At 47.5% G+C, this 22,057-nt stretch carries 26 protein-coding genes and 1 tRNA gene; 18 read left to right on the forward strand and 9 right to left on the reverse strand.

All coding sequences use genetic code 11. From position 1 onward, the window contains the following. The first annotated feature begins 12 nt into the window (after positions 1 to 12). The 4 genes from AC58PV_RS27755 to AC58PV_RS27770 are packed head-to-tail and all read left to right on the forward strand — an operon-like array spanning position 13 to position 2,071. On the forward strand, positions 13 to 399 hold the full coding sequence (locus AC58PV_RS27755) for a spore coat protein (protein WP_497435946.1): 387 nt from the start codon (positions 13 to 15) through the stop codon (positions 397 to 399). Further along, positions 396 to 1,532: a zinc-dependent alcohol dehydrogenase gene (locus AC58PV_RS27760; RefSeq protein ID WP_497435947.1), complete on the forward strand. Its 1,137-nt coding sequence runs from the start codon at positions 396 to 398 to the stop codon at positions 1,530 to 1,532. Before AC58PV_RS27755 ends, AC58PV_RS27760 begins: the two co-directional genes overlap by 4 nt. Before the next feature lie 31 nt (positions 1,533 to 1,563). Next, positions 1,564 to 1,764, forward strand: coding sequence for a hypothetical protein (locus AC58PV_RS27765; protein ID WP_497435949.1), 201 nt, complete (start codon positions 1,564 to 1,566; stop codon positions 1,762 to 1,764). A 10-nt stretch (positions 1,765 to 1,774) separates the two neighbouring features. Then, positions 1,775 to 2,071 (forward strand): spore coat protein, encoded by a 297-nt coding sequence (locus AC58PV_RS27770; RefSeq protein WP_497435950.1) that lies wholly within the window; start codon positions 1,775 to 1,777, stop codon positions 2,069 to 2,071. Between the two features lie 224 nt (positions 2,072 to 2,295). Here the strand turns inward: AC58PV_RS27770 and AC58PV_RS27775 are convergent, their stop codons facing one another. After that, positions 2,296 to 3,432, reverse strand: coding sequence for a GGDEF domain-containing protein (locus AC58PV_RS27775; protein WP_497435952.1), 1,137 nt, complete (start codon positions 3,430 to 3,432; stop codon positions 2,296 to 2,298). Positions 3,433 to 3,605: 173 nt separating this feature from the next. On the opposite strand from AC58PV_RS27775, the gene AC58PV_RS27780 reads away from it, so the two are divergent. From AC58PV_RS27780 to AC58PV_RS27800, 5 genes are read left to right on the forward strand one after another with little or no spacing between them, the layout of a single operon-like run. Then, positions 3,606 to 4,769 (forward strand): glycosyltransferase family 4 protein, encoded by a 1,164-nt coding sequence (locus AC58PV_RS27780; protein ID WP_497435953.1) that lies wholly within the window; start codon positions 3,606 to 3,608, stop codon positions 4,767 to 4,769. Positions 4,770 to 4,795: 26 nt separating this feature from the next. Next, on the forward strand, positions 4,796 to 6,076 hold the full coding sequence (locus AC58PV_RS27785; RefSeq protein ID WP_497435954.1) for a metallophosphoesterase family protein: 1,281 nt from the start codon (positions 4,796 to 4,798) through the stop codon (positions 6,074 to 6,076). Then, positions 6,073 to 9,300, forward strand: a complete 3,228-nt coding sequence (locus tag AC58PV_RS27790; RefSeq protein ID WP_497435955.1) for an AAA family ATPase — start codon at positions 6,073 to 6,075, stop codon at positions 9,298 to 9,300. Before AC58PV_RS27785 ends, AC58PV_RS27790 begins: the two co-directional genes overlap by 4 nt. 26 nt (positions 9,301 to 9,326) lie before the next feature. Beyond that, entirely contained in the window at positions 9,327 to 9,602 is a 276-nt protein-coding gene (locus tag AC58PV_RS27795) for a hypothetical protein (protein WP_497435956.1), read from the forward strand. 29 nt (positions 9,603 to 9,631) lie between these two features. Beyond that, a complete protein-coding gene (locus AC58PV_RS27800) occupies positions 9,632 to 10,069 on the forward strand; it encodes a hypothetical protein (RefSeq protein ID WP_497435957.1) in 438 nt (145 codons plus the stop codon). On the opposite strand, the gene AC58PV_RS27805 is transcribed toward AC58PV_RS27800, so the two are convergent. After that, positions 10,001 to 11,041, reverse strand: a complete 1,041-nt coding sequence (locus AC58PV_RS27805; RefSeq protein ID WP_497435958.1) for a YkvI family membrane protein — start codon at positions 11,039 to 11,041, stop codon at positions 10,001 to 10,003. The two genes, AC58PV_RS27800 and AC58PV_RS27805, sit on opposite strands and share 69 nt — an antisense overlap. A gap of 144 nt (positions 11,042 to 11,185) precedes the next feature. On the opposite strand from AC58PV_RS27805, the gene AC58PV_RS27810 reads away from it, so the two are divergent. Continuing rightward, the gene (locus AC58PV_RS27810; RefSeq protein WP_497435960.1) at positions 11,186 to 11,821 is read left to right on the forward strand and encodes a DedA family protein; all 636 of its coding nucleotides are present in this window, start codon (positions 11,186 to 11,188) and stop codon (positions 11,819 to 11,821) included. Between the two features lie 56 nt (positions 11,822 to 11,877). Here the strand turns inward: AC58PV_RS27810 and AC58PV_RS27815 are convergent, their stop codons facing one another. After that, positions 11,878 to 12,594, reverse strand: coding sequence for a DUF4309 domain-containing protein (locus AC58PV_RS27815; protein ID WP_497435961.1), 717 nt, complete (start codon positions 12,592 to 12,594; stop codon positions 11,878 to 11,880). Positions 12,595 to 12,858: 264 nt separating this feature from the next. On the opposite strand from AC58PV_RS27815, the gene AC58PV_RS27820 reads away from it, so the two are divergent. Together AC58PV_RS27820 and AC58PV_RS27825 are read left to right on the forward strand one after the other, a co-directional pair. Next, a complete protein-coding gene (locus tag AC58PV_RS27820) occupies positions 12,859 to 13,428 on the forward strand; it encodes a xanthine phosphoribosyltransferase (protein WP_497435963.1) in 570 nt (189 codons plus the stop codon). An 80-nt stretch (positions 13,429 to 13,508) separates the two neighbouring features. Then, on the forward strand, positions 13,509 to 13,835 hold the full coding sequence (locus AC58PV_RS27825; RefSeq protein WP_057309824.1) for a hypothetical protein: 327 nt from the start codon (positions 13,509 to 13,511) through the stop codon (positions 13,833 to 13,835). A gap of 78 nt (positions 13,836 to 13,913) precedes the next feature. Here the strand turns inward: AC58PV_RS27825 and AC58PV_RS27830 are convergent, their stop codons facing one another. Beyond that, positions 13,914 to 14,231 carry a hypothetical protein gene (locus AC58PV_RS27830; RefSeq protein WP_497435964.1) on the reverse strand — a complete coding sequence of 106 codons (318 nt, stop codon included), beginning with the start codon at positions 14,229 to 14,231 and terminating at the stop codon, positions 13,914 to 13,916. Between the two features lie 176 nt (positions 14,232 to 14,407). Here AC58PV_RS27830 and AC58PV_RS27835 point away from each other — a divergent pair, with 176 nt between their 5' ends. Together AC58PV_RS27835 and AC58PV_RS27840 are read left to right on the forward strand one after the other, a co-directional pair. Further along, a complete protein-coding gene (locus AC58PV_RS27835; RefSeq protein ID WP_497435965.1) occupies positions 14,408 to 14,671 on the forward strand; it encodes a hypothetical protein in 264 nt (87 codons plus the stop codon). Continuing rightward, complete coding sequence (locus AC58PV_RS27840; protein ID WP_497435967.1) at positions 14,658 to 15,464, forward strand: adenosylcobinamide amidohydrolase; 807 nt, start codon at positions 14,658 to 14,660, stop codon at positions 15,462 to 15,464. The genes AC58PV_RS27835 and AC58PV_RS27840 overlap by 14 nt, the downstream gene beginning before the upstream one ends. Positions 15,465 to 15,848: 384 nt before the next feature. Here AC58PV_RS27840 and AC58PV_RS27845 read toward each other — a convergent pair whose 3' ends face one another. After that, positions 15,849 to 16,034: a hypothetical protein gene (locus AC58PV_RS27845; RefSeq protein WP_497435968.1), complete on the reverse strand. Its 186-nt coding sequence runs from the start codon at positions 16,032 to 16,034 to the stop codon at positions 15,849 to 15,851. A gap of 112 nt (positions 16,035 to 16,146) precedes the next feature. Here AC58PV_RS27845 and AC58PV_RS27850 point away from each other — a divergent pair. Both AC58PV_RS27850 and AC58PV_RS27855 read left to right on the forward strand, forming a co-directional pair. Further along, positions 16,147 to 16,230: transfer RNA gene (locus tag AC58PV_RS27850), tRNA-Leu, on the forward strand. A 141-nt stretch (positions 16,231 to 16,371) separates the two neighbouring features. Then, positions 16,372 to 17,025 (forward strand): Bax inhibitor-1/YccA family protein, encoded by a 654-nt coding sequence (locus AC58PV_RS27855; protein ID WP_068669830.1) that lies wholly within the window; start codon positions 16,372 to 16,374, stop codon positions 17,023 to 17,025. A gap of 93 nt (positions 17,026 to 17,118) precedes the next feature. Here AC58PV_RS27855 and AC58PV_RS27860 read toward each other — a convergent pair whose 3' ends face one another. Beyond that, positions 17,119 to 17,346, reverse strand: coding sequence for a hypothetical protein (locus AC58PV_RS27860; RefSeq protein WP_497435969.1), 228 nt, complete (start codon positions 17,344 to 17,346; stop codon positions 17,119 to 17,121). 167 nt (positions 17,347 to 17,513) lie between these two features. On the opposite strand from AC58PV_RS27860, the gene AC58PV_RS27865 reads away from it, so the two are divergent. Together AC58PV_RS27865 and AC58PV_RS27870 are read left to right on the forward strand one after the other, a co-directional pair. Continuing rightward, positions 17,514 to 17,795: a hypothetical protein gene (locus tag AC58PV_RS27865; RefSeq protein ID WP_068669834.1), complete on the forward strand. Its 282-nt coding sequence runs from the start codon at positions 17,514 to 17,516 to the stop codon at positions 17,793 to 17,795. Between the two features lie 90 nt (positions 17,796 to 17,885). Then, entirely contained in the window at positions 17,886 to 18,077 is a 192-nt protein-coding gene (locus AC58PV_RS27870) for a YqzE family protein (RefSeq protein ID WP_497435971.1), read from the forward strand. 69 nt (positions 18,078 to 18,146) lie between these two features. Here the strand turns inward: AC58PV_RS27870 and AC58PV_RS27875 are convergent, their stop codons facing one another. The 3 genes from AC58PV_RS27875 to AC58PV_RS27885 form a co-directional block, all read right to left on the reverse strand. Beyond that, on the reverse strand, positions 18,147 to 19,094 hold the full coding sequence (locus AC58PV_RS27875) for a hypothetical protein (protein ID WP_497435972.1): 948 nt from the start codon (positions 19,092 to 19,094) through the stop codon (positions 18,147 to 18,149). A 116-nt stretch (positions 19,095 to 19,210) separates the two neighbouring features. After that, complete coding sequence (locus AC58PV_RS27880; RefSeq protein WP_497435974.1) at positions 19,211 to 20,233, reverse strand: YqhG family protein; 1,023 nt, start codon at positions 20,231 to 20,233, stop codon at positions 19,211 to 19,213. Further along, positions 20,230 to 22,020 (reverse strand): DEAD/DEAH box helicase, encoded by a 1,791-nt coding sequence (locus AC58PV_RS27885; protein WP_497435975.1) that lies wholly within the window; start codon positions 22,018 to 22,020, stop codon positions 20,230 to 20,232. The genes AC58PV_RS27880 and AC58PV_RS27885 overlap by 4 nt, the downstream gene beginning before the upstream one ends. Between the last annotated feature and the right edge of the window lie 37 nt (positions 22,021 to 22,057).

Consider the following 22,057-nt stretch of genomic DNA (forward strand, 5'->3'; position numbering starts at 1 on the left):
AGGGGAACGTAAATGAATACTGATTATTTAGACCCGATTAATGCATTAAATATGCCGGAAATGGCAGATATGACTTTTGCAATGGACTTCCTTCTTCGTGCCAAAGAGGGTGTGCGCAATTTGTCCATCGCCCTGACGGAAACGGCTTCTCCCGATGTAAGAGCACTGCTGCACAATCATCTTAAGCAGGGGATTGCCATGCACCAAGAAATCACGGAGCTCATGATTCGCAAAAAATGGTTCCATCCTTACGAGCTGAATGAACAGTACCAACTCGACCAGCTTTCGGCGAAAAATACGGTGATGATTGGGCAGATGAATTTGTTCCCAGGTGATACGTCGCGTAAAGGGATGTTTGATCGGACCCCAGATGAACATATTGGAGGACATAAAGCATGAAGGCGGTAACGTATCAAGGGATTAAAAATGTCGTGGTCAAAGAGGTGCCAGATCCGAAGATTGAGAAGCCGGACGATATGATTGTAAGAGTCACCAGTTCCGCCATTTGCGGTTCGGACCTTCACCTGATTCACGGGATGATCCCTAACCTTCAGGAAAACTATGTCATCGGGCATGAACCGATGGGGATTGTAGAAGAAGTAGGCCCTGGCGTGACCAAGGTAAAGAAAGGCGACCGGGTGATCATTCCTTTCAACATTGCATGCGGAGACTGCTTTTATTGTAAGAATCAGTTGGAAAGCCAATGCGACAACTCAAACGAACACGGGGATATGGGCGCATATTTCGGATACTCCGGAACGACCGGTGGTTATCCTGGGGGGCAAGCCGAGTATTTACGAGTTCCGTTTGCTAATTTCACCCATTTCAAGATTCCTGAAAACTGCGAACAACCGGATGAAAAGCTAAGCTTGATCGCCGACACCATGACGACGGCGTTCTGGAGCGTAGATAATGCCGGTGTCAAGAATGGAGATACAGTCATCGTGCTCGGCTGCGGTCCGATCGGACTTCTGGCCCAGAAGTTCTGCTGGCTGAAGGGAGCAAAGCGGGTCATCGCCGTTGACTATGTGGATTACCGCTTACAGCATGCGAAGCGAACGAACCATGTCGAAATCGTAAACTTCGAGCAGGATCAGAATATCGGCAACAATCTCAAGGAAATGACCAAAGGCGGCGCCGATGTCGTGATTGATGCGGTAGGCATGGACGGCAAGATGAGCGATCTCGAATTTCTAGCCAGCGGTATGAAACTGCAAGGCGGCACCATGAGCGCATTTATCATTGCGTCTCAGGCTGTCCGCAAAGGCGGGACCATCCAAGTCACTGGGGTATACGGCGGACGCTATAACGGATTCCCGTTCGGAGACATCATGCAGCGAAACGTGAATATCCGTTCCGGACAAGCTCCGGTCATTCATTATATGCCGTATATGTACGAGTTGGTAACGTCGGGCAAAGTGGACCCTGGTGACGTTGTTACGCACGTCATTCCGCTCAGCGAGGCCAAGCGCGGCTATGAAGTGTTCGATACGAAAACGGACGATTGCATCAAAGTCGTCTTAAAACCTTGAATATGGATGAATAAATGGGAGGACAATCCAAATGAATTCCAATTACGCCTTACATGAGATGCTGGAGGTTCATGAAATGGCTGCGTTCAAGACCATTTGCATGACCAAATCCAAAACCATGCAAGCTCTGGTAACCGATCCGGAGCTCATACTAATTTTGCAACAAGACGTGCAATTATCACAGCAGCAGCTTCAGGAGCTCGGTGGAGTGCTGTCTAAAGTAACCCTATAGGAGATAAAATATGAACACAATATTAGAACACATGACTGGGCTTCATACGCTGACCGACGATGTGATCGCAATGGATTTTTTGATGAACGCCAAGAGTGGAGTCAGAAACTGCGCCATGGCCGTAACCGAATGTGTCACCCCCGAAATCAAGCAAATTTTGATGAAACAGCTCGACGAAGCTATAGACTCCCATGAAAAGATAACAAACTACATGATGCAGCGGGGCCTATACCATCCCTACCATGTACCAGAGCAAATTCAGCTCGATTTGAACAATATTCAGACCGCTATGAACATTCCGTCCTGACACCTTATTCGTCCTGCCAAAACGCGCAAAACCACCATGGTTTTGGCGCGTTTTTGATTGTAGCAGATGACTTTAGAGAAAAAAATGGCACAAAATCCCCGCTAAGGTGAAACGAATTTAGTATTTCTTCTGATAGCCCCATTTGTTAACCTCAGTTAGATTAATCTCCCTGGCCTGGATCAGTCAGAAAGTTTCATTTCTTTCATCCTGACGGTATTTACTTTTTAAGAGAACTTAACTACCTTGTTCTTTCCAGTCGTTTTGGCGCGATACATCGCTTCATCAGCTTGTTTGATGAGTTCTTCGGCACTGAGTCCGTTCTTGTACTTGCTATATCCGATACTAGCGGTAACGATCGTTTCCTTTTCAATGCGACTGCGAATGCGTTCAGCAAAGGCTTCCATTTTCACACTGGGATCAGAGACAAGCACAACCATTTCTTCACCGCCGTAGCGACCGGCGATCCCGCATTCTTCCGCTTCATCTTTCATAATTTGCGCAACCTGTTTGAGTACATTGTCGCCCATTTGATGACCTTGTGTATCATTCAGCTTTTTGAAGTTATCAATATCACTGAACAACACATAGACGGGCAAATGACGTTGTACATGTTGGGTAACACGATTGTAGAAAAATTTGCGATTATAGAGTCGAGTTAACCCATCCGTAATGGAAGAATTGTAAATGGCTTGCATGAGCTCAACGACACGTTCAAAGAGAATCATGAATAAGAGAAAGTAATAGATGACCGGGAGGATATTGACAGCCAAAGTAAGAACGTGATGTGCATTATTATACACATACGTATTTAGAAGCTGTGCCGTCTGAAAGAAAAAGTAAATAGTCAAAGCTAATTGATATTTCAATTGCTGACCGATGTAAGGTGGAATCATATAGAAGCAAAGAAAAATAAGCACGAACACGTATAACTCTAGTCCAATATTCTGCAGAAGAAGAACCTGATGCTCTGTCCCGCTATACATATTGGGAACAATGAAATGAAGCGTAGAGACGACAAATCCCATAATAATTAAACCGTAGAAAAATGTATATTGTTTGCGGTTCGTACGATTATATAATTGATAAATCCCCATATTTATAAGTACAAATGAAATGATTTTGAGCATGATCTGCGAGTAATCCGCGATGCTCGTATGAATACTGCTAAACATGAAATACATTTGAAGTAAGCTATGTATACCGACGATGACGAGCGATATGGTCATGGACATATACCCTTTTTTGCGTCGATCTAGAAACAAACGCAGAGAGATCATGAACATGATCGCAACGATGACAACAATCACGGCATGAGATAGAAAATTAGCTAATTCACCGAATAGTAAATCCTTGATGTCCATGAGTTCCTCCAAGTTGGTCTATTTTTCCACAGAAGTAGATTCTATTATAAAGGAAAAAACGGAGTAGGGATAGAACATTTGTGCTGATGAGGTTGTGTTCTCTTTTATATTCGTCCGACACAAGTTACAATAGGTAGTGGTAAGCTCAAGGATTTGGGAAAGGGGCTCATGCAATGAACATATTGCAAGCATTGTTTTTCCCCCCGGAACAGCCGGGTGGGGTATCATCCATGGTTCCCTATATTTTGGAACGATTTAATAAAAAAGGTTGGGAAATGGAGTTATTCTCGCTTCCTAAACGTATTCGCGGCAAGGGGAATGAGGATGTAACTTTCGCAACATTCGATTGGCGGAAGTTTGCCGGAAACCCTATTATCGATAAATACATTCAAACCTATAAAGATTATGTGTGGTGGACAAAGCTCAGAATTTCGAAGAAATTTGATATTATACATGCCCATCATCCGATTGCTGCACTGGTTATGAAACAAATTTATCCGGATACACCTGTTATTTTGACCATTCACTCTAGTTTTGAGCGGGAACTGATTTTAAATGGCCGTATTGCTGAAAATGGGATTGAACATCAATTCCTAACCCAGATTTACGGGGAATTGGAAGCTAGGGTCGATCAGATTATTACGGTTTCTAATTCCTTTAAGCAGTACATTGGAGAATATGTTCAAGATAGCGAACGTATTGGGGTAATACCGAACGGCTTTGATGAGAAGCGTTTCCGTCCGATTTCACACGAGAATGCAGTCACACAATTCATTACCGTCTGTCGTTTAGTTCCCGCCAAGGGCTTGGATACCTTGCTGATTGCTTGCGGCGAGCTGAAGAAACGCGGACATCCATTTGTCCTGCATATTATTGGTGATGGTCCTAGCCGGGAGGAACTGGAGAAATTAGCCATCGAACATAATATTTATGAAGATACGATTTTCTATGGGTATATGCTTCATCCGGAAGAGTTCATGCCCTTCTTCGATGTGTTTGTACTGCCATCTCGCGCAGAGGCCTTCGGGTCGGTATTCGCAGAAGCAGCATTATGCTGGTTAGCTTTGATCGGTACGAATGTTGGTGGGATCGCCGAGCAGATCGAGCATGGTCACAATGGATTGCTTGTACCTGTCGGGGATGCGATGGCTCTGAGCCATGCCTTGGAGAAAGTCGTCATAGACCCTAGTTTCCGCTACAATTTGGCGCGAGCTGCATGGGAGAAGGCGAAGAAAACCTATTCATTGAATCGTGTACTCCGGCAATTGAAAAGCGTGTATGAGCGCTATCAAGTAACGGAGCCAACGAAACAGGAAGAAACGGGTCAACAGGAATAAAGTTGGTAAAGGAAGGCGTTAGAGCCATGAAACGACTGCGGTTTATACATGCTGCCGATTTGCACTTAGATAGCCCATTTAAAGGCATGTCGGCGCTTCCTGAACGGGTTCGAGAGCGAGTTCGAGAATCGACGTTCGAAGCGTTAAAGGAACTTGTGGCGTTTGCGATGCAAGAACATGTGGATTTTGTATTGATTAGCGGGGATGTCTACGACGTATCCGATCGTTCGCTGCGCGCACAAATTCGTTTCCAAAAAGCAGTGGAACAATTGGCGACGGAAGGCATTCCTGTTTATATCATACATGGTAATCATGACCCCGAGGATGGACGTGCCGCCAAGTTGGTTTGGCCAGCAGACGTTCATTTTTTTGCGTCTGATCATGTAGAGACGGTACAAGTTGTGAAACAAGATCGCGGCCTTATTGCCGAAATTCATGGGATTTCCTATGGGAGCCCCGTGGTAACGGATAATCTTGCCCTGAAGTTTAAAAGAGGACAAGCGCAAGTGTGTCAGATTGGACTCTTGCATACGAATGTGGACGGGGACCCACATCATGATAATTATGCCCCATGCAGCAAGCATGATTTAATCGATGCCGGCATGCATTACTGGGCACTTGGACATGTACATACAAGACAGATTATGAACGTAAAGCCAGCGATCGTGTATCCAGGCAATATACAAGGCCGAAGTATCCGGGAAACAGGGCCTCGCGGCTGTTATCTAGTAGATATGGATGATCAGGGACGTGCAGAGCTTATCTTCCATGCTCTAGACACAGTTCGATGGTATCAAGAAACGTTATCAGTAATTTCAATTCCATCGGAGCAAGTGTTGAAAGATCGCTTAGGGGAGTTATTAGATCGGCTTCGACAAGACGCTAATGGCCGAGATGGCATTGTGCGCATCGTATTGGAAGGTCGCAGCAGCATTCATGAACGTCTGCGCAAAGGCCGTACTCTACAGGAATTAATAGATGAATTAAGAGAAGACGAAGTGGAACGAGGCAACTTCGTATGGATCGAATCCATCGAAGATCGAACGGCCAGTGAACTTGATCTGGCAGCTATTATGGAAGAGAAGAGCTTCCTAGGTGATCTGTTAAGATATGCGGCGGTGCTGCAAAGTGACGAATCCGCTTTGGAGAGCTTCGCTGAAGAAGCATTGGCAGCAGCCTTGCAAGGGTTGCCTCAATCTGCTGGAAATCCAGCTGCAGCGACGCACGAACAACTACGTGAATGGCTGCGTTCCGCAGAAGTACTTGTAGCGGATCTCTTAACCACGGATGGAGGGGGAACTGGATGAGAATTATTGCCATCCAAGTCGATGGATTTGGTTCCTTGCGCGATCGTCAGCTGCAGACCGACAATGCGTTGACCGTATTCTACGGCGCCAACGAAGCGGGCAAGAGCACGCTCATGGGCTTCGTCCGTGCGATGCTGTTCGGCTTTCCGACGCGAACGAACCGGTCGGAGCGCTACGAGCCGCTGGGCGGCGGCGCCCACGGGGGCGCACTAACCCTGCTCGATGAGCAGGGTCAGCGCATCCGCGTCGAACGCTACGACGCGCCCGCCACAGGCGGCAAACGAGCCTCTGCGGGGCTCGTTAAGGTCACATTCGCCGATGGTACCATCGGCGGCGAAGAGGAGCTGAACACGCTGCTAGGCGGCCTCTCGGCCGACCTCTATCGCAGCTTGTTCGCTTTTGGTCTAACCGAACTGCAGGAGCTGCGCTCCCTGCAGACGGACGAGCTCAGCGGCTATCTGTATAGCGCTGGGCTCGGTGTAAGCGGCTCGGCCATCATGGAGGCCGAGCGCAAGCTGACGGCGCAGGCCGACGGCCTGTACAGACCCCGCGGACGCAATCAGGAGATGAACCGTCTCCTGAAGGAGCTCGAGGGTCTGGAGCAGTCGCTGCGCCGCAGCCGTGACGGGGCAGCCGATTACGATCGGCTGCAGGAAGAGCACAGCGCCGCGGAGGCGCGCGCAGCTGCCCTGGAGGGGCAGCAGGAGGCGCTGCGCGCGGAGCTGCACAAGCTCGGCCTGGCCGGCAAGGCGCGCAGCGGCTGGCTCCGCTTGCGGCAGATCGGCCGCGAGCTGGAGGGCCTGCCGCCGCGGCCGGGCTTCCCGGCGCAGGCCACGGCAAGGCTGGAGGCGCTCGAGGCCGAGCAGGAGCGCCTTCAAGCGGAGCGCGACAAGCTGGAGCTCCGTGTGCAGAGTATGCACAGGGATAGGGCTGCGCTCCTCTTGGAGCCCCAAATACTCGCGAATGGAATCGAGTTGAACCATTTATTGGAGCAATCCGCTACCTATGAGGAGCACAAGCGACAGTTGGAACAGCTTGAGGTAGAGATTGCACACCAACGGGCTCAAGTGGATAGAGGGCTAGCTAACTTGGATGTGCAATGGGATGAGACCGATGTCACTTCATTCGCTGTAACGATTTCACTTCGTGAACAAGTGCGGTCGTATAAAGAGCAATTCCGCAATCGCTCCGAACTTGAACTGCGCATCAGCGCAGAATTGGACAGTTTACATACACAAGTTAATCGCGGGCAAGAGCAGGTAAGTTATCTTGAGGCGGCGTGCAAAGGCATATCAGCAAGTTCAGAGATAATGGACGCTGATCCTTATCACTTATTACAGAATTTGGCTTCGGATTATGCGCGTTGGCAGCTAGTCACAAGTCAAAAGATGCATCAGCAAGAACGTCAGGCTGAACAACATTTATATTTGCAGAGTCTTGAAGATGCAACGAAAGCGGGTAGAGAGGCAACGCGTGCATTCCGTCAGCGTTTGATGATAGGGGCAGGCCTCCTAACGCTGGTCAGTCCTTTCGTGATCGGATGGCTGGGGAATTGGCCTACAGCGCTATGCGTTTCCCTTATTTTCGCGGTGGTGACGGGCTATATATGGTTGATGGGCCGCCAAGCGGAAGGAAGCAGAGCATCTCGTGCCATGCCTTCTACCATTGCATCTACCAATGAGCAAGATCAACGTTTGGAGCAGGAGCTAGGACAACTAGAACACCGCATTCAGGAGCAGCTGCGTCATTATGAGCAAGCACAGGATCAACAATTTCGAGAAGCAGCTGCTGCTTCCGAATATTCAAAGTCTGGATCCTATAGATATACGAATATATCGATTCAAGACCTTCAGCCGCAGCTGGATGCTTGGTTCCGAGAGGTTGACAAAGGGAAGCATGCACATAGTGAACAGCTCCGCAAGCTGGAGAAATTAAGGGATGCACGGGAAAATTTGCTCCTGCTTCAGGGGCAAGTTGAACAGCGGCTGCGCCATGCGGAAGATGTGAGAAAAGACACGCTCTTGCTGCATACAGCCTGGGAAGAATGGCTGAACCAACTTGGCGTAGGCTCCCACCTATCAACAGATGCGCTGCTAGAGACGATTGGGGTCATCGAGATGGCCCAAGATGGACTGCGTCAACTTCATAAACTGATTGCCAAGAGAGACATGTTAGCCGAGAACGTGCGTATTTTTGAAGAAACCATTCGCAATCTGCTAGATTTGCCTCCAACTAGACAAGACTATTTGTTTGCATTAAAACGTTGGAAAGAAGATGAGCAGCGTCAGCATGTGCTTATTGCGGAGCATAGGCAATTAGAACAGGAGTTGGGTGAGTCAGAGCAAGCGCTTCTGTTAGCTCAGCAGCATATGGACCGGACACAGGCGCGACTTCATCAACTTTTACAGGAAGCCACAGCACAAGATGGTGAGCACCTGCGAATCATGGAACGGGAACAACTCGAACGCAAGAAACTGGAGGATGAAAGTCGCGTACTCCAAGCCTCCATGGAATCTTTAGTAAGCCGTTCATTTATGGAAAGCTTTGCCGAGTTAATGGAATCTCAAGGCGAAGAAGATTTGGCTCTGCAAGCTGTTTCATTGCAACAGAAGCTATCGCAGACGATTGCGCAAACGAATGAGCTCAGAGAGATTATTGGCAAGCTTTCGGGCCATATTGAGAAGCTGGAGCAGGGGGCGGAAGGAGCGAATCTGCGTATGCAAGCAGAAGGGATTCGAACGACGTTATCTCAGGGAGTGAATCAATATGCGGTGGCATCATTTGCAGCGCTTCTATTGAAAAAAGCACGTGATATCTACGAAAAGGATCGTCAACCAGGCGTGCTTCTGCGGGCATCTTCGTATTTTGCTATGATGACGAACGGGGCATTCGAAGCTGTTAAAGCCCCATTTGGCGAACAACGCTTATTAGCGGTCAGGGCAAATGGACAGCAAGTAGAGACGAATGGGCTCAGTCGTGGGACCGCTGAGCAATTATATTTATCCATGCGATTTGCGCTTGTAGAAGAATATGGCGGCAAAGCTGTTTTACCGCTGGTATTGGACGATATTCTTGTCAATTTTGATGAGGAACGGATGGAAAGTTGTTTGCGTGTTCTCGCTGATGTAAGTCAGCGTCATCAGGTGCTGCTCTTTACCTGTCATGGCCATGTACGTGATGCGGCAGCACGTGTAATTCCTAATCATCTCTATATTCAATTATAGAAAGCATGGGATTGGAGGCCTCGAACATGGAAGATAACGATAAGCGGAAAGATCATCGAGAAATTTCCTATCAAGTTGGATGGAAAAAAGGTAAGATTCAGTGGAATGAGGGAGCATCCGACGCTCTCCGAGCTGATAAAGACAAGCAAGAAGATGGAGAGCTGGATAAGAAATACATGCAACTGCTGTGGTTTCCAGCGATGAAGCTTCCACATGTGATGATTCTTCCACTGCTGTATGCGCTCCCTGTCATTAGCTTTGTTTGCACGTTACTGCTTATCTACGGCTTGCGTCGGCACTAGTTCAAGGTTAGATGGAAGGAGGGGGAGGAATGAATTTATTTTTAGCTATGTTAGGTGCTGTGGTCGGTTTATTTGTGACGGGGGCCGGCATCTATACAGCTTGGAGTGTACATCAGTTATGGAGGCAGCAAGCTGCCTCGCCAAGAGCCATCGGCCAAGCCCAGATCGCGGCTACCTATTTCTCCAGATGGACAGTTATGGATTACTCCGTTGTTGGTTTATTTATCATTGGACTTCTACTCATGATTGCTATGCTAATAGCTGTTGGTCGAGATCATGCAGAAATCGCGAATTTTCATTGGGGTTATTTGCTGACAGGCATTATCCTTGCTGGGATGGGGATGCTGCTATTGACCGTTCGGTTGATTCTCGTACTTAGCTTCCCACTGGGCAATTCCCTAAAACGTACTGCGACGGTTACGCCAGATCATCAACACGAGCCAAACGACACTCACCACACCGAATAGCGGGTATAAAGCGGTTAAAAGCGTTTTAAAACCGATGTGGCTGATGGCATAGCTGAGAAGTAAAATCGCGATGAGCAACACTTTGGGAGGTATCTTAATCCGTTGTTGGAGCTGCATGGATAAGCCATAGGCATCCCCAATAAAGGTCGTGAATATTTCGCCATAAATAACGAGCAAATAAGCGACTTGTGGGAAATAACCGAGTTTCGTCATAATATTTCCCATCGGGATTTCGAATTGTGCGATGCCCGGCATTTGTGCGGAAAGGGCGTAATGCGCGGCAAGTAGAAGCAATCCAATGCCAGCACCTCCAAGCAAACCGCCCCAGTAGAGTACGGAGCGATCGCGAATCGCGCCTCCCATTGGAACAAGGACAGCTTGTGCCATGGCTAGATTAAAGGCTGTGTAGAGGAATGGTGCAAACCAAACGCGGATAAGTGAATCATCGCTTGATATACGCAGCCAGTTGCCAGACGTTGGCGAATGCCAGGTGTACACAACAATGACGAAACTGAAGAGCAGCATAATGGGGACTACAATGGAGTTGACGGTCATGATCGCTTTAATCCCGCGTGTTAGAATGACATAAGAAAGTACAAGTGTAATCAGTAGCCCGGTCGTGTAGGAAAGATGGAGTTGTTCTTCAAAAACCGTACCGGCTCCTGCTAGCATGACCGTTGTAATGCCAAAAAGAACGACCATCATAAACAAGGAAATCCATTTCCCGATTTTTTCGCCAAAAAGAACTTTATTCAAATCCTCATAGGATTCTGCTTTCATTTCATGTGCCATAAGCATCAGTTGTATGCCTATCCATACGAACAGGACGGTAGATAAAGCGATTGTTAATGTGGCCAGCGAGCCATAGCGAGTGAAAAATTGAAGGATTTCTTGTCCGGAAGCAAAGCCAGCCCCAACGACAGTTCCGATATAGGTGAAGGCAACACGGACAATCTGTGCATAATTTCGCATATATTGCCTCGCTTTCTTTCGTTTGATATAGTACAAGGTATGTTTGTACATAAGCTTGCATGACTGTAAGATAGGACGAGATTTGCTTAAGCCCTATTCCGCAGCTACGAGGCATGTGAAATTAAACTCAGGAGAGTGTAAGTCGTGAAGGAATTCCTGTTTGATTTTATTAGCCAATATGGCTATGTTGCCTTATATCTCTTGTTGTCCGCTGGGATGCTTGGCGTTCCGATTCCGGATGAGACTTTGATGGTCTTTATTGGATCTTTGACCGCTTGGGGAGGTCCTTTCGACTTCGGCCCCACATTAGCCGTTATTTATGCAGGAACAATGACAGGTATGACGGTTAGTTATTTCATTGGTCATCGTGTAGGGAAACCGTTTCTTAATCGCTATGGCAAATGGGTGAAGCTGACTCCAAGCCGAATCGAGAGAGCGGAAGGTTGGTTTAAGAAATATGGTCTGTGGACGGTCTTCTTCGGTTATTTCGTTCCTGGTGTACGTCACTTTACTTGCTATCTATCAGGTGTAAGCGGTGTGAAGTTTTATAAGTACATTTTGTATGCGGGAACCGGAGCGCTGCTCTGGTGTACAACCTTCGTAACGTTGGGCCGATTTATCGGCAATAACTTTGAAAGTTTTTTACAATTGTTTCATACTTATATGGGAATTTCCTTATTCATTTTGGTCATACTAGCTGCTATTGGCACCTTGATCTACCTCCGGTTTCGCAAACATCACGTTGTTATCTTGAAAAGAAAACCAAAAAAAAGACCATGAATTTCAACCTCTAAGGCTGAATTCATGGTCTTCTGTTTTGATGACGGTAATGGGGATTATGAATTGGCAAAAAGCTTAATGGACTGGATCGTGTTGTCATGCGGATCGAGATCGATTTTGAGCAAAGTACCTTGCGCTTTGTACGACAGCACATAGGTGGATTTGGTATCAGGCTTACCTAGAATGGCAATCGCATCCTGCCCACTTTGTCCTAATCTCAAGCCATGCAAACCGGGGTCAATGTCAATCGAGTGTACATCTACGAATTCAAGTACCCCTTTACTATTGAACCCTACCGAAAAGTCGTTGAAATCGTAAACCTCGATGTTGTCTTCTTCCATGACGAATTGCTTCTTCACTTTACCAAAACGCTCCAACACCGAAGCTTTCGGAGTGCCAAGTTTGAGCCCCATTAAGGTCGGCTTTTCTTGTTGATAAGCATCTTCGGCTTTGACTTTTGGCTTAGAAGTGGGCTTCGGACTTGTGTACACTTGTGATGGCGAAATATCGTCTTGATCTACTTTGGTGATGCCTGCCACTTGAGCCTCATGTTTGATGCTATCGTCTACAGCAGGTGTAGACGTCGGGGTTGCGACGATAATCGGAGCTGTAGTTTCCTGATTTACCTCTGAAGGCACATACGTTGATGTTGCGTTTATGGTAGGCTTTGGAGCAGGGGCAGATGATTCTTGGCATCCAGTTACCAAGAATGATGCAATTGCAACAGGCACACAGCCTACAAGAATGGGTTTTATTAGGTTGTTCATTGCCATCTTTCCTTTCCTCCGAAGAGTAGTTGAAGTAATAATTATTAGTAGTACTAATGATACTGTTTTATCGAAGGTTTTCAATGCATCTTGGTGCCTAAATGTGAGCAATTCTAGAACGTATTACAATTGTGTAAGGCTTATATATATATAGACACCATGGGAGCCCAAAAAGTTTCAGTGTTTTTTGTTATTTTCTAAATGGACTTGAAAGAGGCAGGAGCAATATGGTAACTTACTCATAATAGAAAGCAATAGGGGGCCGATTTCATGGAATTATTAAAAAAGCGGATCTTAGAGGTCGGCGTCGTTGCTTCAGATCAAGTTCTTAAGCTTGATGCCATTTTGAATCACCAGGTAGATCCTGTTCTCATCATGGAGATGGGGAAAGAATTTGCAAGACTGTTCAGAGAAACGAAGCCAGACAAAGTATTGACTGTGGAATCTTCCGGAATTCCTATTGCGTATACGACGGCACTGCAACTTGAAGTTCCTATGGTATTTGCTCGTCGCAAGAAGACGTTGACGATGGATCAAGATACCTATAGCGAGCGAGTTCCTTCTTTTACCAAAGGCATTGTTACGGATATTATGGTGTCTTCGCATTTGCTGGGCAAAGGGGAGCGTATCCTGCTAATTGATGATTTCATCGCCAATGGGGATGCTGCACGCGGCTTAATTCGTATTGTGGAAAAAGCAGAAGCAGAGCTAGTCGGAGTTGGGATTGTTGTTGAGAAATCCTTTCAAAATGGCGGCAAATCGATTCGTGAACGGGGTATCCGCGTAGAGTCACTTGCTCGAATTGCATCACTTGCGAACGGGAAGATTACTTTTGACTGATTTTACATGGCGAGAATGACTTCCCTGAATCCGATTTATCCTTTATAATGGTTACAAGGTAAGAGAGGAGGCTGACATCTATGGGTATCGAAAATGGTTCCATTGACTATTTCATGACAAAGCTAGGGGAAGCAAAGACTCACTTTGAACGTGCGCTTGATTGTAAACATACAGAGTTTGATGATCTGTATCCGTATATGATTGAACACCCGCAATTTTTCTGGTATAAGCGTTATGTAGCCTGGTCCGAGTTGTTAACGATCGTGAAGCTTTGTACGGAGCTAACCATCGAGTGGGAACAGCAGTTCTCTGTTGCGCAAGCGGATTATATTAAGAAACGTGTGATGTCAAGCAAAGTCCTTGATTTCTGGTTTGAAACGAATGATTCGAAAGAGCATGTAAGTTAATAAACCATATATCACAAAAGGCCAATGAATTCCTCAAGGAATCTTGGCCTTTTTATTTTGTGTTCATGGCCCACTCCACTAGATGCCGTTATCCAAAACATTCATAGTTTCGATATGACGTTTGGTTTGTTCAGAACCAAGTCGGTGCAGCGTACGATATACTTCGGTTAGATAGTAATCATATTCCTGATTGGTTTCATTGGAATAATATACTTTCCACGGGAGCCAGGAAGTCGCGTAACTGCCTTGAGACGAATTGTCAGTTTCCTCAAAAAGCTCTTGAAGTTTGGCGATATCATCTTCGGTTGCAGATATTTCAAATTCATAATCAAGTGCTGTGCTATCTTCGAGTATTTCTCCCGTGGCTACATTGATGTAGTACGTTCTCTTCTCCATTGGAATGTCCCCTTTACGGTAAGCATGAGTTAGCCTGTGCCTTATCGCGCGCCTCATCCTCGTTAAGTTAACCGAAGATGTATGGATTTATGTAAAGTTTCAACGAATGGTAAATTGGTGTATGCTAAGGAAGAACGATTGATTAGAAACATGCCTATATGGGAGGTGCTACATAGATGATTACTGAAGAAGAATTGGATCAATTTCGGGTAGATAGCACATTGCTGCGTGTGATTCGAGATGTTAGCCCTACGAACGATGTTCGGGGAATTGTTGTGGCTTGGGATGATGAGACGGTTCTTATTCGCAAAAAAAACCGTAGAGTCGTCAAGCTTGCCCGCGGATACGTGTATCAGCCCTATGAGAATGAAAGGCCGCCAGCGTTCATGTTGCCTCAGGAAACGATAACGCCGGATGATCTGTCCGATGAGACAGAATGATGGCGAGGGGGAGCGCGAGGCTGCTTCCGCTAAAAGTTTAATCGCAGGTGTTGGGATGAAGCAAGTGGTATCGCCATATGGACAGTATATGGCGATTACCAGTAACACTCCGCTGCGGACATTGAATTCCTCACCATGGGGGGGAGGTTTGGGTTACCATCGGGTGTTGATGAATCGGCAAGTGGACAAGACGTATAACGAGACTGATCCGTTATTGGAGATGGAGGCTTTCATAGTTCGAGAAGGATTGGATCCACGGGATACGGCTGGAATGCTCACCGCGGCGTGGGTGAACGATGTCGGATTCAACGAGATGGCTTGGCCGATCGAGAACGAGCGTGCGCTTTCGGGAGATGATGCGGCACATGTAGGTGAAACACTTCGTGTTGGCGCATGGGTGACAGTCGGGTTGGGAAATAAAGCACGAGCAGGTGCCGTGCTGCCTGCAGTCTCACTCTACCCTGGCACGATCAATACGATCGTCGTGATTGAGGGGCAACTGACAGACGCTGCGATGGTGAACGCAGTGATTACCGCCACCGAAGCGAAGGCGGCTGCGCTGCAGTCTATGAACATCACGATCAACGGACAAATCGCAACTGGTACATCGACAGACGCTGTGCTGATCGCAGCAACAGATAGAGGAACGACATACCGCTACGCAGGCACAGCGACGACGCTGGGGTACCTGATTGGCAGGACGGTCCATGAAGCTATTCTAGCTTCGGGTCAGATGTACGAGCTTGCGATGAGCAGGCGTGCTAAGGCGCAGTCGCAGGAGGAAGGTGCGTAGGCACGCTGTGGATAAGAGCGGGCCGATTGGGGGCCGCTGTAACGGTGAAAAACACGCTTACAGCGTGTAAGAAAGAGCACCGCGCGCGTCCCCACACTCTACCAGCGGACCCCAAACGCTCAAAGTTGCAAATGTACACTTATTTCCGACCAAATCAGCTTGGAATGAGTAAATGCGTGCAAAAAGGCAACCTTTTGGAACAAAGTAGCACGAAACGGATGGTTACAGGCAGAAATAGTTGCCTATCTGCACGCATTTTAGATGGATAGGCAAATAGGATGCCAAAAGGTTGCACTTTTGCACTTTTGCGAGCGGGCGCCAGCAGCAAAAAGAGGGCCCCCGCCACCTTACTGGCGTAGGGACCCTCATCTCTAGTTGGCTTAGCTATGTTCTGCGGAACACTCCGAAGCCAAGACCTGCCGCTAGCGCGTCGATATCAGAGAGGTCGTCATCTTCATTTTCGTTTTTGAAATTAGGATCGTGCACGATTCCCTCTGCTTCACCCTCGGTCAAATGACGCTGATTGCCTGTATATTTCGGCTCTAATGCTTTGATTTCTTCTTCATCCATAGGTCATACCTCCTTTGGGATTAGGGTGAGGAAGTAGCCATGGAATTATACCTTTGAGGCAAAAGTTTCATTGACGAGCTTTTGCGTCACATGGTATATTAATTTTGTAAACGCGATCATGGCGGAATTGGCAGACGCGCACGGTTCAGGTCCGTGTGGGCTTACCCCCGTGGAGGTTCGAGTCCTCTTGATCGCATACATGGACACCCTTTTCTGGCCCATCAGAAAAGGGTGTTTCTATGTCCAGCCCCCACACCCAGTAGCGATTTTCATGAATTTCAATTATAATACATAGGATAGATTGTACATTTTTTTATATCTAAAGGAGCTGAATGGCATGGATAGAACAGTTACGATCACCCAATCCGGCAGTTTTGCACATGTGCTTCAAACGTTTGCCATTTCCCTGTTGGTATCATTTCTGGGCACATTAATAGGTGCAATGGTAGTACCGCCATCCATGGTGATGCTCTTCATCATTGCGGAGGTCGCGATGCTGGTAGCCGCTATCGTGATTCGAATTCGCGGCAAAAATATTGGCTATGGCTTTCTCTACGCATTTACAGCCATTTCAGGTGTGACGCTATATCCGGTCATTATGGCGTACGGCGGTCAACTTGGGGCAAGCGTGGTATCGGGTGCTTTTTTTGCAACGGCAGCGATTTTTGGCTCTTTGGCCTTCTACGCGCATCGTTCCCAGCGTGATTTCAGCTTCTTAGGCGGTTTCTTGTTTGCAGGAACGATTGGACTTGTGCTCATGAGTGTGCTGGGTATGTTCTTGCATTTTGGATCCATGATGAATTTGGTATGGTCCATGGTGGGGATTCTGATCTTCAGCGGTTGGGTACTCTATGACGTAGCTCAGTATCGCAATGGTGTGGCGGCAGAAGCTGTACCACTTGCTGCATTGAATATTTATCTCGATTTTATCAACTTGTTCTTGTATATCTTGCGTTTCATTGCGTCAATCGCAGGAATCAACAGAAACTAAACATCGAATCTAAGATGCGATGATAACAAAAGCACGATGGCTCCAAACACCGGGAAGGTGGGGGGCGCATCGTGCTTTTTTAGCGCTGTTTGGCTAGGCTTTGCCGGACAGCTTTTGCGTATGAAAAAAAGGAATATCTCCTCGAAAGCTGCGATTGATTTCCAGCAGGGTATAGATCAACTGGGTCAAATCTGTATGATTCATACGAATTATTAGAGGTGCTGCTACATCCCTTTCTGACTTGATTCGGATCTCCAGTTTGAGATTGACTTCGTCCATATAAATGTCAAGCTGCTCGGTTGCAAGCATTAGTTCCCACATTCCAACCAACACCTCTTTCTCTCTCTAGTTACTCTAGCTTATGTGCGTTGGACGAGATTAGAAGCATATGCAACGATCTGGCCATAGGCTTTTTGGGGAAATAAGCACGATTTCAGCTCTTGCCTCATACAATTTAATGATCCTAATTGAAAGAGGTGAGAAAACCTATGGCAACTTGTAGCACATGGATGTATAAAGGGATTTCGCCTTCCGTATTCCGAGCACTGCAGCAGGTAGGCAGGAGGCAGGGGTTTGCCATTCCGAACACAGCATCAGGCAAATTTACGATTTCCGTCGTCAGCATGAATGTTGGCTTCCAATACGCCTGGGATACGAATGCTCAAACGTTGCTCTTGCAATGCGATAATAAGCCCATGCTGTTAGGCTGCGGTACGATTAAATCTTTTGCTGATAAAATTATTGCGGAGAGCGGCGGAAAACCAGGGTGAATACCAATGTGTAAGCGGCCGGCCACCTGTCTCCGTACAGTTTAAAGCCCTGTTGAGCTGGTTACAATAAGGGTAAAGGCAGGTGGGCGTATGGCAAAAAGCGATGATCTTGTGAAGTACATAACCCAACAAGTCGTTACCTATATCGACACGCCGAAGGAAGTGCGTCAACAAGCCAGAGCGTCGATGAAGGAACAACGTGAGGGTTGGCAAACGCGTTGGTTTGGGATGCTGCCATTAGCAACGCGGATGCTGTTCGATAGGTCAAAGTCGAGAAAATAAACTGGGTTCATGTACGCAAAGTGGCTGGTCACTTGTAGAATCTTCTACTTGTGGCCAGCCACTTTGTATTTAGGGATAAATCTTCCCAAGCGCCAGCGAAGCATCCAATAACACATATCGCGGGCCATCGTGCTCGAGGATTAGATAATTATCCCCAAGTATCCATTGTTGATAACCTGTCACGGTCAATGGCATCGTTACCTGATCCCCATATAGCTTGGTGACGTAAGTTAGATCTCCTTGCTGCTCGAGGGCAACCTGGAGCTCAGGCATTGAAGTCACTTGCAGCGGAGTGCCTGTAATCCAAGGCAATCGGTCATACGGATCAAAAGCGGGACGTATCAGAGTTTGAGAAGTGCCATGCGATAAATCGGAAGGGGAGCTGGCATCCATCGCCATGCGTGGCGTAGGATCCGCGGTGAGCGGAAGCAACTCGCCGGATTTGGCGTCGAGATAATAGGTCTCGCCACTAAGTACTATTTTCCAAACAGAAGTAAGGGTATCCATATATAAGCGGTCTTTCGTAATCGTATCATTTAACACAAAATCGTCGTATAAAGTATCAGAAGGAATGAGTTCCTGTTGTATCAAAGAGCGATACAACGTAGCCAGGCTAAATAGCGGAGCGGGGCCTGTCCCATATTCGGTTAACCGGAAACCGCCAGAGTCGGTAGCATGTACGATCATGTAACCTACCTCATGACCTTGATCGGTGAGTATGACAACCCAGCCATGGGTGCCAGGTCCGAGTGAATAACTGTTCCAGCGGGCATGCAGCCAGCCTGCAAAGCCATCTTCTTGTGCAAGTGTGGCTTGCCAGGAACTTATTGTGGAATCGAAAGATGATGTACTTGTCAAGTTAGGTGTTGGTGTTGGAGCTGCTCTATTAGGTTCCTTCACTTGCGCCTGCGTAAGGCTTGTCCCGCCAATGTTGTCAACCGCTGAAGTGTGTAAGGGCATGAAGCCAATACTGCATAAAATCAGACAAGTGGCTGTCCAAGTGGTCCACGACTTCATCTTCGTTCACCCCCCTCTCGCTAACCTCTTAGTGTATGTGACTATTGTAATGCGTATGCTTTAAAAAGAATGTTAGAACCTGTTACGGATTATTTGCGAGGTTTTAGCGACTTGCGTCAGTTTCTGGTTGGAATTCGACTCGCATTTAAGTGGAAAAGTCCGCCATTAATGATGGATACAGCGATCCGTGGCTTATGCTGCCAATCGATCTCTTCCAAGCGATTCCGACATTGGATTTCGATTTCGTCTCTTTTGTCAGGTTCTGCTGCCAATAGAAGGCCGTTATAGTAACTCTCCACACGATCAATTTCACTGCGATGCCGGGCATTCGCTTCATCGGCCCACCGGTGGTCGTAGGCGCTGACTTTGCGCTCGAGCGTCATCTCCAGAGCATTAATCGCCTTCGGGATCGAAATCGTATCCGGCAAAATGTGACTATTTGCAGGAAGCTTCGGTGATAAGCTTTTCGTAAGCATCCCCTTATGAAAATGTTCGCGAATTTCACCAGTGCCCAGTTGAATGGCAAGGGAGTGAATTTCGGTCCGCTTCCGATCACAGAGAAGCTCAACCTTGTAGTTCACACAGAGCCACGTATTATAGACGAGAGATGCATGAAACGTCGCTCCTGTCGGGAATGGCTCTTCGAATAAGTGAATGAATCGACCGCGCTCGCGCACGATACCGAAGATCTGATCAAGTCGCCGGCTGCCGAAGGTGACATCGTCTTGGGGAACTCGGGCCGTGATGGTCGTCGGAACGAAACCGAAGTAACGGCCGAGAATGCTGTCCGGCGCACTGCCTGCTGGAGCACCGGTACCTGGAGCTCCAGTACCGCCAGTGCCTGTTCCTGGGGGGCCGTAGCCCGTGGATGGAGGACTTTGGACAGCAGTCAAGGTACCCGATTTGGGTTTCGATTCGAGTTTCATTTGCTCGGGATCGATCACAAATTTATAGGTCATCGTTTCTGCTGCAGCACCAGTTCGTTCAACAAAACTCCAGTAGTAAGGACGGCCCGTCATTTCCCGATCTGCCTCGGGAGAGAGCTTAACCGTCACAGAAGCAGGTGTTTTCTCAAGAATCTGGCAGTCATAGGCTTCGAGAAATCGCATCACGAACGAATGGATGTTACGCTTGTTCATGGACCCACCTCCACACCTTGGGATCCGCCAACAGCATCAAGGATGTCCTGAAACTTGGCGCCGTATTGGGGATTTTGTTCAATCTCTTCTCGAACTTCGGAGATGGAATGCCCGAGTTCATCAATTTTACGACGGATTTCCTCCCCAGACCCGGCTTCCATGACCATGCGGAACAGGGATGTTTCCAGCGAGCCGCGTTTTTCGATTTTTTCCAAAATCGTATCCAATTGACCGATAACTAATTCGAACATGTTAATCTTCTCGTGCAAGAGGGAGAGGATATGTTCTTCAATGGTATTCCTTGTGGATAAGTTGTATATGTTCACATCATGCGTTTGTCCAAGGCGATGCACACGACCAATCCGTTGTTCCACGCGCATAGGGTTCCACGGGAGATCGAAGTTGATCATGTTGTGGCAAAATTGGAGATTGATGCCCTCGCCACCCGCCTCGGTCGCTATAAGTACTTGTACCCGATTTCGGAACAAATCCATCATCCAATCTTTTTTGCCGCGATTCATGCCACCGCGATAGGGAACAGCCGTAATCTTATGTTCCTTGAGATAGTTCAATAAATACTCTTGCGATGCCCGATACTCGGTGAAAATAATGACTTTATCATTGATGTCTTGGATGAGTCGCATCGTGGTTTCCGCTTTGCTGTTGGACTTTATGCTGCGAATAAGCTCGACAAGCTCCCAGATTTTGGGGCGAATCGGCGAGTCCTCAGCTGTTTTTTTAAATAAATTCACCAACGTAATGAATACAGCGTCTCGCGAACTGCACACCTCACGCTGAAGTGTAATCATCGAAAGCATAGAGCTGAGATCGCCGCCACTTTCGGAATAACGCGATCGAACGAAATTCGTAACCCCATCATAGAGGGCTTGCTCATCATCCGAGAGCGTCAGCGGGATGTTACGCACAATCCGCTTCGTGTAGTGAACACCCCCGTCTCCACGACGGTTGCGGATCATCACCTTGGAAAGCTCCTGCTGCAGCTGAATCTCATTCTTCGGCGTACGCTTGCCAACAACGAAGTTGCTCTTGAAGTTGTTATGCCCGCCAAGCTGACCTGGCTTCAGCAGCGTAATCAGGTTGTAGAGCTCTTTGAGATCGTTCTGCACAGGCGTTGCTGTGAGGAGCAGGCAGTACTTTTTGCGCAGCTCGTTGACGAACGTGTAGTTGGTCGTTTTCTTATTCTTCAGCTTGTGCGCTTCATCGACGATGAGCATATCGTATTCAAGGCCCATCACAATCTCGCGATGCGGGTCCCTTTTGGCCGTATCCATCGAGGCGACTATGATGTCCGCTTGCTGCCACATATAGGCTTTCTTATGCGCAACCGCAGGAATGCCGAATTTGGTGTTCAATTCCCGAACCCATTGCAGCACAAGGGAAGCGGGTACAAGGATGAGGGTTTTGCGGACGAGTCCACGGATCATGTATTCTTTTAAAATTAAACCAGCTTCAATGGTCTTCCCAAGTCCTACCTCATCGGCCAAAATCGCCCGTCCACGCATCTCGTTGAGCACTCGTTTCGCTGTATCAATCTGATGCGCCATAGGTTCTAGCGTCCCTAGATGCGCAAGGCATTGCATATCATCAAATGTAGAAATAAGCCCCGATTCTTCCGATTCGTAGGCAAGCTGATATAAGGTCCAGTCATCCCAGGGACCTCCTCCACGAACACGATTGTCCAGCTCGGTAAACCAGTCCCTCTCAAAATGCATATCCAGCTGTTTATGAATGGGGCGAATGTTCTCTTGCTGATCATGTTGACGCATGGCAGTGCCCTCCTAAACGTTGTGATTCTACGCGTAT

It is taken from the genome of Paenibacillus sp. J22FR83, assembly GCF_059691955.1.

Bases quoted from the DNA above. Each gene is read 5' to 3' on its own strand.
- AC58PV_RS27755 (WP_497435946.1), top strand. From the start codon at position 13: ATGAATACTGATTATTTAGACCCGATTAATGCATTAAATATGCCGGAA.
- AC58PV_RS27760 (WP_497435947.1), top strand. From the start codon at position 396: ATGAAGGCGGTAACGTATCAAGGGATTAAAAATGTCGTGGTCAAAGAG.
- AC58PV_RS27765 (WP_497435949.1), top strand. From the start codon at position 1,564: ATGAATTCCAATTACGCCTTACATGAGATGCTGGAGGTTCATGAAATG.
- AC58PV_RS27770 (WP_497435950.1), top strand. From the start codon at position 1,775: ATGAACACAATATTAGAACACATGACTGGGCTTCATACGCTGACCGAC.
- AC58PV_RS27775 (WP_497435952.1), bottom strand. From the start codon at position 3,432: ATGGACATCAAGGATTTACTATTCGGTGAATTAGCTAATTTTCTATCT.
- AC58PV_RS27780 (WP_497435953.1), top strand. From the start codon at position 3,606: ATGAACATATTGCAAGCATTGTTTTTCCCCCCGGAACAGCCGGGTGGG.
- AC58PV_RS27785 (WP_497435954.1), top strand. From the start codon at position 4,796: ATGAAACGACTGCGGTTTATACATGCTGCCGATTTGCACTTAGATAGC.
- AC58PV_RS27790 (WP_497435955.1), top strand. From the start codon at position 6,073: ATGAGAATTATTGCCATCCAAGTCGATGGATTTGGTTCCTTGCGCGAT.
- AC58PV_RS27795 (WP_497435956.1), top strand. From the start codon at position 9,327: ATGGAAGATAACGATAAGCGGAAAGATCATCGAGAAATTTCCTATCAA.
- AC58PV_RS27800 (WP_497435957.1), top strand. From the start codon at position 9,632: ATGAATTTATTTTTAGCTATGTTAGGTGCTGTGGTCGGTTTATTTGTG.
- AC58PV_RS27805 (WP_497435958.1), bottom strand. From the start codon at position 11,041: ATGCGAAATTATGCACAGATTGTCCGTGTTGCCTTCACCTATATCGGA.
- AC58PV_RS27815 (WP_497435961.1), bottom strand. From the start codon at position 12,594: ATGGCAATGAACAACCTAATAAAACCCATTCTTGTAGGCTGTGTGCCT.
- AC58PV_RS27820 (WP_497435963.1), top strand. From the start codon at position 12,859: ATGGAATTATTAAAAAAGCGGATCTTAGAGGTCGGCGTCGTTGCTTCA.
- AC58PV_RS27825 (WP_057309824.1), top strand. From the start codon at position 13,509: ATGGGTATCGAAAATGGTTCCATTGACTATTTCATGACAAAGCTAGGG.
- AC58PV_RS27830 (WP_497435964.1), bottom strand. From the start codon at position 14,231: ATGGAGAAGAGAACGTACTACATCAATGTAGCCACGGGAGAAATACTC.
- AC58PV_RS27835 (WP_497435965.1), top strand. From the start codon at position 14,408: ATGATTACTGAAGAAGAATTGGATCAATTTCGGGTAGATAGCACATTG.
- AC58PV_RS27840 (WP_497435967.1), top strand. From the start codon at position 14,658: ATGAGACAGAATGATGGCGAGGGGGAGCGCGAGGCTGCTTCCGCTAAA.
- AC58PV_RS27845 (WP_497435968.1), bottom strand. From the start codon at position 16,034: ATGGATGAAGAAGAAATCAAAGCATTAGAGCCGAAATATACAGGCAAT.
- AC58PV_RS27855 (WP_068669830.1), top strand. From the start codon at position 16,372: ATGGATAGAACAGTTACGATCACCCAATCCGGCAGTTTTGCACATGTG.
- AC58PV_RS27860 (WP_497435969.1), bottom strand. From the start codon at position 17,346: ATGTGGGAACTAATGCTTGCAACCGAGCAGCTTGACATTTATATGGAC.
- AC58PV_RS27865 (WP_068669834.1), top strand. From the start codon at position 17,514: ATGGCAACTTGTAGCACATGGATGTATAAAGGGATTTCGCCTTCCGTA.
- AC58PV_RS27870 (WP_497435971.1), top strand. From the start codon at position 17,886: ATGGCAAAAAGCGATGATCTTGTGAAGTACATAACCCAACAAGTCGTT.
- AC58PV_RS27875 (WP_497435972.1), bottom strand. From the start codon at position 19,094: ATGAAGTCGTGGACCACTTGGACAGCCACTTGTCTGATTTTATGCAGT.
- AC58PV_RS27880 (WP_497435974.1), bottom strand. From the start codon at position 20,233: ATGAACAAGCGTAACATCCATTCGTTCGTGATGCGATTTCTCGAAGCC.
- AC58PV_RS27885 (WP_497435975.1), bottom strand. From the start codon at position 22,020: ATGCGTCAACATGATCAGCAAGAGAACATTCGCCCCATTCATAAACAG.